Raw genomic sequence first — 8,936 nt, 5'->3', positions numbered from 1 at the left:
CGATGCGATCAGGCCGACGTTGCGTCGGCCTGGAACACGTACCCGCTGCGATACAGCGTGCGCAACGGCAGGCGGCGGCCGAGCTGCGCGACTTTCTTGCGAAGTCGATGCACGACCATGTCGAGCCGCTGCGGATCGACTTCCTCGTTCGCGCGATCGAAGCGTTCCAGCAACGCTTCGCGCGTGACCACCCGACCGGGCTCTTCCATCACGCCCTCCAGCAGCAGGCGCTCCTGCACGCTGAGTTCGACGATGCCGCCATCGGGCGCGCACAGCGACCAGCCATCGCCGGTCAACCGCCACGCGATCGCCGGCGCGACCGGCTGCATGCGGCGCACGACGCTGCGCAGCGTGGCCGCGAGCACCTGCAGGTCCACCGGCTTGGACAGGAACGCATCGGCGCCTTCGGTCAGGCTTTGCGCGTGATCGGCCGGCAACGTGCGCCCGGTGAGGACGACGACGCCGACGCCCGAGGTCGCGCGCAAGCGACGCAACACCGACAACCCGCCTTCGCCCGGCAAGGTCAGGTCGAGCACGACGAGGTCGAACGGCGTGTGCGCGCGTTCGCGCCAGAACGCTTCGGCGCTCGCGCAGGCGATCACGTCGAAGCCGGCATCGTCGAGATTCACCGCCAGCACTTCGCGCAGGTGGGGATCGTCTTCGACGAGTGCGACCTTGGGCCGGTGGAAGTCGCGCGGTGCCGCCGCATGGGCGTGGTCAGGACGGTTCGGCATGCGCCGATGGTAAGACCGGACGCGTCAACGTGTTCTTTGCCGAGTGTGCGGGTTGGATACGACGCGTCGATGCCACCTGGTGCGCACCGGTTCTTCACACGGCGCATGACAGGGATGCCACGCTTGTCGACACGGCGCGCACGCGCGCAGCGAGCATGATTCCACGGTCGGGCCCGCTTCGGCCCGGGCCGGGCTACAGTGGCCGGCCAACGCCATCGCAGGAGAACCGGATGTCCCGGTATGCCGCTTACATCGCGAGCATCGCGCTCACGATGTGCTTCGCCTTCATCGCCTGGCTCGACGCGGACTGGTGGTGGGTGGCGGTCGTGTTCGGCGTGCTGGCGCTGCTGGGCACGTGGGACATGCTGCAACGCCGGAGCACGCTGCGGCGCAATTACCCGATCCTCGCGCACTTCCGCTACGGCCTGGAGTCGATCGGCCCGGAGATGCGGCAGTACTTCATCGAATCCGACACTGCCGAGGTGCCGTTCTCGCGGCAGCAGCGTGCCCTGGTGTACCAGCGTTCGAAGGCGGTGAACGACACGCGGCCCTTCGGCACGCAGCAGGACGTGTACGGCGCCGATTACGAATGGATCAACCATTCGGTGGTGCCCACGCGGATTCCGTCGCACGATTTCCGTCTGATCATCGGCGAGCGCGCGAAACAGCCCTATTCGGCAAGCGTGTTCAACATCTCGGCGATGAGCTTCGGTTCGCTGTCGGCCGCGGCGATCACCGCGCTCAACGAAGGCGCGAAGCGCGGCAACTTCTACCACGACACCGGCGAGGGTTCGATTTCGCCGTACCACCGTGCGCCCGGCGGCGATCTGGTGTGGGAACTGGGTTCGGGCTATTTCGGCTGCCGCGACCTGGACGGCCGCTTCGATCCGCAGCGCTTCGCCGATGCCGCCGCGCTGCCGCAGGTGCGGATGGTCGAGATCAAGCTGTCGCAGGGCGCGAAGCCCGGGCACGGCGGCGTGTTGCCCGGCGCGAAGGTGACGGCGGAAATCGCCATGACGCGCGGCGTGCGCGAAGGCGTGGACTGCAATTCGCCGTCGCGGCATTCGGAGTTCTCCACGCCCATCGAACTGCTGGAATTCGTGGAGCGGCTGCGCGTGTTGTCGGGCGGCAAGCCGGTGGGCTTCAAGCTGGCGATCGGCCATCCGTGGGAGTGGTTCGGCATCGCCAAGGCCATGCGCCAGACCGGGATGCTGCCGGACTTCATCGTCGTGGACGGCGCCGAAGGCGGCACGGGCGCGGCGCCGGCGGAGTTCATGGACCACGTCGGCGTGCCGATGCACGAATCGCTGATGCTGGTGCACAACACGCTGGTCGGCCTGGACCTGCGCGACAAGGTGCGCATCGGCGCGGCCGGCAAGATCGTCAGCGCGTTCGACATCGCCCGCACGATGGCGATGGGTGCGGACTGGTGCAACGCCGCGCGCGGTTTCATGTTCGCGCTGGGCTGCATCCAGTCGCAGAGCTGCCACACCGACCGTTGCCCGACCGGCATCGCGACGCAGGATCCCTCGCGCTGGCGCGCGCTCGACGTCCCCGACAAGGCGACGCGCGTGTTCCAGTTCCACCAGAACACGCTGAAGGGCCTGCGCGACCTGCTGTGCGCGGCCGGGCTGGAGCATCCCGAGCAGATCGACCCCGAGCACGTGCTGCGTCGCGTGTCGCAGGTGGAAGTGCGTTCGCTCGGCGCGCTGTACCGCTTCCTGCAGCCGGGCGAATTGCTTTCCGGCATTCCGGAGCACGCGGTCTTCCGCAAGTTCTGGGACCTGTCGCGCAGCGATTCGTTTGCGCTGAAGTAGTCGTGCTGTTGCGCCGCGGGTAAAGCGAAGCGCACCCGGGGAATCCCGCCGACTCAGTCGTTGGCGCGATGCCCGTAACTCAGCACGCGCGTGATCCGCCATGCGCCGTCGCGGTTCTCCCACACGATGGTGAAGTCGGCGATGCCTTCGCACTTGCCGCTGCCGAACTGGCAGAAGCGGTGCGTGCCCTGTTCGATGGCGCCGAATTCCTTGATCGGGAACACCTTCAGCGAGCCGGGCACGAGTTCGCGACGGAACTTCCCGCACACGTACTGGCGCGTGTTCGCGAGCATCTCCTCGCGCGACCAGGTGACGCCGCCGGTGTCGTGGTAGAACTCGACGTCGGGCGCGAAGTAGCTGGCGTGCTTGCGCAACTGCACGGGGACGTCGCACCGGTTGAATGCGTCGAACACCGCGGTATCGAGCGACGCGATGGTGCGCGACAGGCCGGCCTGCTCGGTCGATGGATCACGCGGCGTGCGCGCGACGGTCGTGCTCGATATGGTCGCGGCCATCAGAACGGCCGCCACGGACATGAACTTCTTCATGTGCTGCTTCCCTGTAATCGATGTGGTGATGCCCGATGCGGGCGTGCTGCCCGTGCGGTAGAGGTCAGGCCGGCGCGGCGTGCGGACGCCAGCCGAGCAACCGTGCCGGCAGCGTCAGCAGCGCATGCGCGAACGCGAACAGCGCCGAGAACGTGATGCCCACCAGCCGGAACGGCAGCGACACCAGCCAGACCAGCGGCCACAACACCAGCGCCAGCAGCGCGAGCGGCCAGCACAGAACCAGCAAGACGCACCACGCCAGGAGCGCGATCAGGGTTTTCATGGTCGGCCTATCTTCGCCACACGCGCCGGACATCCGGCGGGCAACAGGCTGCGACCGCGCGCCGCGCTCCATCCACCGGATTGCGACGAACCGGGGGATGGGGCGACGAAAGCGGGGAATAGCGCGACGGCTCCGGCGGCTGCACGGACCCGCGATCGGCTACATGCGCCGCAGCCGGTCGAAGCCGAACAACCGGGACAACGGGTGCCGCCTGCGTTCGATCGTGGCGCGCAGCAGCGTCGCGCCGATGGCGCTGTAGGTGATGCCATTGCCGCCATAGGCCATCGCAAAATGCACGCGCCCGCCCCATCGCGGATGCGGCCCGAACCACGGCAGGCCATCCCGGGTTTCGGCGAACGTGCCGCCCCATGCGAACGCCGGCTCCACGGTCAGGTGCGGCGCTCGACTGGACAACTGCTTGAGCAGCACCCTCGCCTTCTTGTCCACGCGCGCATCGCGTCGGGCCGGTACGTCGACCGCGTCGTCCGCGCCGCCGACGAGCAGCCGGTGGTCGCGGGTGCTCCGCAGGTACAGGTACGGACGCGCCGATTCCCAGACCAGCGTTCGATCCAGTTCGCCGAGCAGCGCGGGATCCAGCGGGTCGGTGATGAACGCGTAGCTGCTGCGGTTTTTCGCCAGGCCGCCCGGCAGCCACGACTGCGCGGCGTATCCGGCTGCGACGACGACGTGCCGGGCCTCGACGACGGGCCCATTGGCGGTGACGAGGCGGACACGTCCGCGAAGCGGCTCGATGCGGACGATCTGCGTGCGATCGAACACGTCCACGCCCTGTCGTGCCAGGCGCGCCAGCAGTCGGTACGTCATCCGGTACGGATCCACTCGCGCCGCCTTCTCACTCAGGATCGCGCCGGCCGCGTCGATGCGATACCGCGCCCGCACTTCCTCCGCGTCCAGCCACTGCGCGGCGATCCCGTGGCGCGTTCGCAGTCGGGCTTCTTCCTGCAACGTCGCGACGTGACGCGGCGCGCTGGCCAGATAGAGGCTCTGCTGTGTCTTGAAATCGACGTTGCCGAGCGTGCTGGCGAGGCGCTCGAAGATGTCGAGCCCTTCGATACAGGCACGATAGGCCAGCACGCCATCGGCTTCGCCGTATCGCTTGCACAGGTCGATGAGGTGCGTGTCGATCTCGTACTGCAACAGCGCCGTACTGGCCGCCGTGCTGCCCCAGCCGATGTCGCGCTGCTCCAGCACGACGACGCCATGACCCGCCGTCGCAAGCTCGTTCGCCACCAGCGCGCCGGTGATGCCGCCACCGATCACGGCGACGTCCCCGCGCCACTCCTGGTCGATTCGCGGAAACACCCGCATCAGTCCGTTCCGGATCGCCCAGTACGGGTAGCCGCTCTTCAGATCCATGCGGAGGCTTCGGCCATCGTTTGCACAGAGGGCAGGATGCGAAGGCGGCGTCGAGGTGGGGTGATCGTGGGTCGGCGGCTGCGTGGGTGCGGCGGTGGCGGGTGTCGCAAGCCCTGCTGTCTGAGGATGCGTACAGCCCTGCTCGGCGCCTCGAACGCAAACCCAAGCCCACAAGAACGCGCCGGGTAACCGGAGCAGCGCTAGGCGGATTCGCAATGCGCCATTTCCCGCCTCAACGTACGACTCAATCTTCTTGCGTGCCACATGTCTCACGCCCTTTGCATTCGAGGTGAGGACGAGCGGGGCGGCGTGCCCCCCCGCGCAAGAGCATACGCAGTCCTTTGTCGCCAGGTTGCGCGAGCATCATGGAAACCCTTGCACGAGCTTTCCATCGACGTCCTTGGAGGACTGGGCCTCAACTACAAACAGGGTCAAGCGCACGCGCCTGGCTACCTGGTTTCGACCTGGCGGGTGTGGGAAGACTTGCTAACGGTGGCGGCTCGTCTCGGATTCGGGCGTTCGGCAGTGGTGCCGCAAAAGGGCTTCACCCTTGGCACCAAAACTAAGATGGGCACGGGCGCCGTGACCAAGCTATCGGTCTTTCCCGACTGCGTGATTGAGGCTGATGGCGCAAGACCCCGCTTACTCCTAGATGCCAAGTACAAGGGCCACGTAGAGAAGGGGCAGCTTCGCATATCGGAAGCCGACATGTACGAGGCACTAGCGTTTTCTAAGGCTACAGGTTGCAACCTGGTGGTTCTTGCGTACCCGGCCCAGCCAGGTGATGTACCGCAACCTGTGGGTACGTGTACCGCGTTTGAAAGCGTGCAGGTAGACGCAGTACGAATCGTGGGTATTCAAGTCGAAACTCGCCACATTTCGAGGGCTGGTGCTTTGAAGGCTTTTGCCGGCAACTTGGCCGATGGAATCGTAGAGAGTTTTCAGTAGTTCAGTGAGCTGCCGTCCTCGTTTATTCGGCTACTGACAGAACCTTCATCGGTATCCGGCAGCAGGGACGATCACGATCTCGCGAACCTCACGTCGCACAGCGTCGCCGCAGTGATTTTGCCGGGATCGTTGGATTCCACTTCGTACCCAAGCACATGCACCAGGATGACGGCCTTGCGCACTTGGGGTTGCAGCGTCTGCATTGCCCGCTGCACCTCGTGCCCGAGAACGTGCGATTCCTGACCGGGCCGGGTTCGATAAGCCTGCGACACCGCCGCCAGTACGTCGTCGTCCAGTGCGACCTCCTCGCCGTGAGTATCCCGCTGAGCGGAAACGTCGACGAGCTCGTCGTCCTTCGCACGATTGATCGCTATTTCGGATTCAACTGGACAACCATGGACATGTGTGCACAAAAAACCCCGCAGTTTGCGGGGTTTTGTGCCGACAGCTGGACCAGCATGGGCAACGTTGGACGCTTGGGTGGTGGGCCCACCAGGATTCGAACCTGGAACCAAGGGATTATGAGTCCCCTGCTCTAACCGTTGAGCTATAGGCCCGTGGGGTGCGGAGTTTAGCAGCCGGTGGGGGTGGGTCGGGCGCGCGGGAGTCTCACGCGCGTGGGGGCGCAGGTGTCCGAAGCGAGCGAGCCCCGGGTGCGCTTCGCTTACCCGGGCTACAGGAGCTACAAGAGCGCGCATCGCAGCTTGGCGTAATCGCCTCGCACGTCGCATGCTCGAACGCGCCGCGCGTCATTTGCAGCGCGCCATGCGAGGTCAGTGCGCCGACATCGAATAGGGCCGCTTCGCCGGGTCCGTCGCCCATTGCGTGTTCGGCTGCGCCTGCATGGTGAAGCGCAATTCGCCGCCGGCCATGAGTTCCTCGTGGCGCAGGAACGCGCGATCCAGCGGCTTGCCATTGAGCGTGGCGTTGCCGATATAGAGGTGCGCGTCGTCCAGGCCGTCGGCGATGACGGTGAAGCGCTTTCCGTTGGGCAGGTCGAGCGTGGCGCGCGGCAGGAAGGGGCGGCCGATGACGTACTCGTTGCTGCCCGGCGCAACGGGATAGAAGCCCAGCGCGGTGAACACGTACCACGCCGACATCTGGCCGAGGTCGTCGTTGCCGGCCAGGCCATCGGGGCGCGGCGCGTACTGCGTCTTCATGATGTGGCCCAGGCGCGCCTGCGTGCGCCACGGCTGGCCGGCGTACGCATACAGGTACGCGACGTGGTGGCTCGGTTCGTTGCCGTGCGCGTACCAGCCGATGAGGCCGGTGATGTCTTCCATGTGTTCGAAGATCTTCGGATCGACCTTCGCGTCGAACACGGCGTCCAGGCGCGCAAGCAGTTTGTCTTCGCCGCCGTGCGCCTTCGCAAGGCCCGCGACGTCCTGCGGCACGTACCAGGAGTACTGCCACGCGTTGCCCTCAGTGTAGTCGGTGCCGTAACCGCTGGCACTGGGGTCGAACGGCTCGCGGAAGGCGCCATCGCGCTTGCGTGCGCGCATGAAGCCGGTGGATTCGTCGAATGCGTGCTGCCAGTTCGCGGCGCGCTTGTTGAACTGCTTCGCGATATCCTTCCGGCCCATCGCATCGGCCATGCGTGCGATGGTCCAGTCGTCGAATGCGTATTCCAGCGTCTTCGATGCGGCCTCGCCTTCCTCGTCGATCGGCACGTAACCCAGCTGCATGTACTGCGCAATGCCGTCGTACGGGCCGTAGCTGGCGCTGGCGACCATCGCGTCGAGCGCTTCGTTTGCGTCGTAGCCGCGGATTCCCTTCATGTACGCGTCGCTGATGACCGGCACCGCGTGGTAGCCGATCATGCACCACGTCTCCAGCCCGTGGAACGCCCACACCGGCAGCACGCCGTACGCGCTGTGGCGGCGCGACGCGAGCAGCGAATTGACGAAGTCGTTGGTGCGCTGCTCGGGCTGCACGATCGTCAGCAGCGGATGCAACGCGCGGTACGTGTCCCACAGCGAGAACGTCGAATAGTTGGTGAAGCCCTTCGCCTGGTGCACGGCGTTGTCGGGGCCGCGATAACGACCGTCGGCATCCATGAACAACGAAGGCCCCATCAGCGTGTGATACAGCGCGGTGTAGACGCTGCGACGCATCGGTTCGGGCGCATCGACGTCGAGCGCGCCCAGCGCCTGCGACCACTGCGCCTTCGCATCGTTGCGCACGGCATCGAAATCGAAACCGGGCACTTCGGCATCGAGGTTGGCGATGGCGCCTTCCTCGCTCACCGGCGAGATCGCGACCTTCACGACCATCGTGCCGCCCTGCGCGTCGTCGAAATCGAGCGCGCCGACGAGCTGGCGTCCTTCGATCTGCGCACGCTGGCGCGGGTCTTTCTCGCCCGGCGGCGGAAAGCCCTTGTAGACGACGTTTTCTTCGGTGTCGTGGAACTGATGTCCGCTGACCGGCCTGGAGAATCGCATCGCGAAATACAGCTGGCGACCCGGCGCCCAGCCGCGCGTTTCGCGGAAACCGGTGAGCGTGCCGTCGGGACGCAGGCGCAGTCGCGACCACTGCACCTTGCCGGGGTAGTCGTACATGCTCGTGCGCAGATCGACGAGCACGTGCGCGGGTTTGCCCTTCGGGAACGCATAACGATGCACGCCGACGCGCGGGCTCGCGGTGAGTTCGGCGCGAATGCCGTAGTCGCGCAGCGTCACGGCGTAATAGCCGGGCTCGGCCTTTTCGTCCTTGTGGTCGAATCGCGAGGTGTAACCGCTGCCGGGCTTGTCGATGTCGCCGCGTTCGAGCTTCACCTCGCCCGCGATGGGCATGACCAGCACGTCGCCCAGATCCGAATGCCCGGTGCCGGAGAAATGCGTATGCGAGAAACCGACGATGGTGTGGTCGTCGTACCGGTAGCCCGCCGCCCATCCGTAGCCTTCCTTGCGCGACTTGATCTGCGTGTCGGGGCTCAGCTGCACCATGCCGAAGGGAACCGTCGCGCCGGGGAAGGTGTGGCCTTCGCCGCCGGTGCCGATGAAGGGATCGACCGAGGCGAATGCCTTTGCACCGGCGCCGGACGGCGTGGCCGCTGCGGCGAGCCCGCTGGCGAGCGCCAGCGCGGCTCCGGCCAGGCGCAGGGAATGGGAACGGGCACGACGGGACATGGGCGCTCCGGGAACGAAGGTTGATTTGGATCGTTCTAAACGCCGGACCGTAGCACGATGGAACGCGCCGACTCATGTTGCAGCGCAAGATTGCGTCGCGC

At 66.2% G+C, this 8,936-nt stretch carries 8 protein-coding genes and 1 tRNA gene; 2 read left to right on the top strand and 7 right to left on the bottom strand.

Annotated features, from left to right (window positions below):
• Positions 1–8: 8 nt before the first annotated feature.
• A complete protein-coding gene (locus LA521A_RS01860) occupies positions 9–734 on the bottom strand; it encodes a response regulator transcription factor (protein ID WP_281780693.1) in 726 nt (241 codons plus the stop codon).
• Between the two features lie 230 nt (positions 735–964).
• On the opposite strand from LA521A_RS01860, the gene LA521A_RS01855 reads away from it, so the two are divergent.
• Positions 965–2,551, top strand: a complete 1,587-nt coding sequence (locus LA521A_RS01855; RefSeq protein WP_281780692.1) for an FMN-binding glutamate synthase family protein — start codon at positions 965–967, stop codon at positions 2,549–2,551.
• A 53-nt stretch (positions 2,552–2,604) separates the two neighbouring features.
• On the opposite strand, the gene LA521A_RS01850 is transcribed toward LA521A_RS01855, so the two are convergent.
• From LA521A_RS01850 to LA521A_RS01840, 3 genes are all read right to left on the bottom strand, one after another.
• Positions 2,605–3,099, bottom strand: coding sequence for a nuclear transport factor 2 family protein (locus tag LA521A_RS01850; RefSeq protein ID WP_281780691.1), 495 nt, complete (start codon positions 3,097–3,099; stop codon positions 2,605–2,607).
• A 64-nt stretch (positions 3,100–3,163) separates the two neighbouring features.
• Entirely contained in the window at positions 3,164–3,382 is a 219-nt protein-coding gene (locus tag LA521A_RS01845) for a hypothetical protein (protein ID WP_281780690.1), read from the bottom strand.
• Between the two features lie 159 nt (positions 3,383–3,541).
• The gene (locus LA521A_RS01840; RefSeq protein WP_281780689.1) at positions 3,542–4,759 is read right to left on the bottom strand and encodes an NAD(P)/FAD-dependent oxidoreductase; all 1,218 of its coding nucleotides are present in this window, start codon (positions 4,757–4,759) and stop codon (positions 3,542–3,544) included.
• 375 nt (positions 4,760–5,134) lie between these two features.
• Between LA521A_RS01840 and LA521A_RS01835 the strand changes: the two genes are divergently transcribed.
• Positions 5,135–5,707: a 5-methylcytosine restriction system specificity protein McrC gene (locus LA521A_RS01835; RefSeq protein ID WP_281780688.1), complete on the top strand. Its 573-nt coding sequence runs from the start codon at positions 5,135–5,137 to the stop codon at positions 5,705–5,707.
• A gap of 71 nt (positions 5,708–5,778) precedes the next feature.
• On the opposite strand, the gene LA521A_RS01830 is transcribed toward LA521A_RS01835, so the two are convergent.
• The 3 genes from LA521A_RS01830 to LA521A_RS01820 all read right to left on the bottom strand — a co-directional run bounded on the left by LA521A_RS01830 (position 5,779) and on the right by LA521A_RS01820 (position 8,835).
• A complete protein-coding gene (locus LA521A_RS01830; RefSeq protein WP_281780687.1) occupies positions 5,779–6,120 on the bottom strand; it encodes a hypothetical protein in 342 nt (113 codons plus the stop codon).
• A 68-nt stretch (positions 6,121–6,188) separates the two neighbouring features.
• A tRNA-Ile gene (locus LA521A_RS01825) sits at positions 6,189–6,264 on the bottom strand.
• 216 nt (positions 6,265–6,480) lie between these two features.
• A complete protein-coding gene (locus tag LA521A_RS01820; protein ID WP_281780686.1) occupies positions 6,481–8,835 on the bottom strand; it encodes a GH92 family glycosyl hydrolase in 2,355 nt (784 codons plus the stop codon).
• Positions 8,836–8,936: the final 101 nt, after the last annotated feature.

Origin of the sequence: Lysobacter auxotrophicus, assembly GCF_027924565.1 — a bacterium.
GTDB lineage: Bacteria > Pseudomonadota > Gammaproteobacteria > Xanthomonadales > Xanthomonadaceae > Lysobacter_J > Lysobacter_J auxotrophicus.
The sequence above is the reverse complement of the archived record's forward strand: the minus strand, read 5'-3'. Positions and strand labels throughout refer to the sequence as shown.

Bases quoted from the DNA above. Each gene is read 5' to 3' on its own strand.
- LA521A_RS01860 (WP_281780693.1), bottom strand. From the start codon at position 734: ATGCCGAACCGTCCTGACCACGCCCATGCGGCGGCACCGCGCGACTTC.
- LA521A_RS01855 (WP_281780692.1), top strand. From the start codon at position 965: ATGTCCCGGTATGCCGCTTACATCGCGAGCATCGCGCTCACGATGTGC.
- LA521A_RS01850 (WP_281780691.1), bottom strand. From the start codon at position 3,099: ATGAAGAAGTTCATGTCCGTGGCGGCCGTTCTGATGGCCGCGACCATA.
- LA521A_RS01845 (WP_281780690.1), bottom strand. From the start codon at position 3,382: ATGAAAACCCTGATCGCGCTCCTGGCGTGGTGCGTCTTGCTGGTTCTG.
- LA521A_RS01840 (WP_281780689.1), bottom strand. From the start codon at position 4,759: ATGGATCTGAAGAGCGGCTACCCGTACTGGGCGATCCGGAACGGACTG.
- LA521A_RS01820 (WP_281780686.1), bottom strand. From the start codon at position 8,835: ATGTCCCGTCGTGCCCGTTCCCATTCCCTGCGCCTGGCCGGAGCCGCG.